The sequence below is a fragment of the Haloferax profundi genome (assembly GCF_001469865.1).
Taxonomy (GTDB): domain Archaea; phylum Halobacteriota; class Halobacteria; order Halobacteriales; family Haloferacaceae; genus Haloferax; species Haloferax profundi.
Genome location: NZ_LOPV01000678.1, coordinates 1 through 659 on the forward strand (window position 1 = coordinate 1; position 659 = coordinate 659).

Annotated in this window: 1 pseudogene; it reads right to left on the reverse strand. The window is 55.4% G+C overall.

Annotated elements, in window-relative coordinates:
- Positions 1–399: 399 nt before the first annotated feature.
- Positions 400–659 (reverse strand): annotated as a pseudogene (locus AUR66_RS22385) (ATP-binding cassette domain-containing protein); the annotation flags it as partial.

Genomic DNA, 659 nt, shown 5'->3' on the forward strand with positions numbered 1-659 from the left:
TGTTACTGGGCCTGACACACCGGACTGCGGCGCAACTGGGAGTGATGCTTCTTGCCAAGAGACAGATGCACTCTCAATAGAAGCAGGAGCGTCCGCAGGGATTCCGACAATGCGATGTGACTCGCCAGTTGAATCAGTCACAGTCGTGAGTGCGATCACAACGTGTTCAGGTGGTGCGTCAGAGGTCGCCTCGTCGAACGACTCATAGTGCGTGACTGACGCTGAACTATCGAGATCAGAACTGAGTGTTCCCGTATATGTCGCCGCAGTCAATAACAGCAGAGTTGACCCAAGGAGAAACGCAGTCGTCACTGCAATAACCGCAACGCTCAGCCACTCACGGCGCGACCACTTCGAGAGGAGTACCGTGGCGTAGCGCATATTACGGCAGCGTGCGGTTCATTGTTGCAGGAAATCAACGGCCTCTGATTGTTTCGTCAGCGAGCCATCTTTCAAGACGATTGTCTCTTCGAACCGATCCGAGAGGGCAGGGTCGTGACTAATCAGTACCAACGCAGTGTTTGTCTGATCTTTGATCCGGAACAGAAGATCAAGGACCCGCTCGGCGGTCTCGGGATCGAGTTGGCCTGTTGGTTCGTCTGCAAAGACGACGTCAGGCCGGTTGGCGAGCGCACGGGCAATTGCGACGCGCTGCTTCT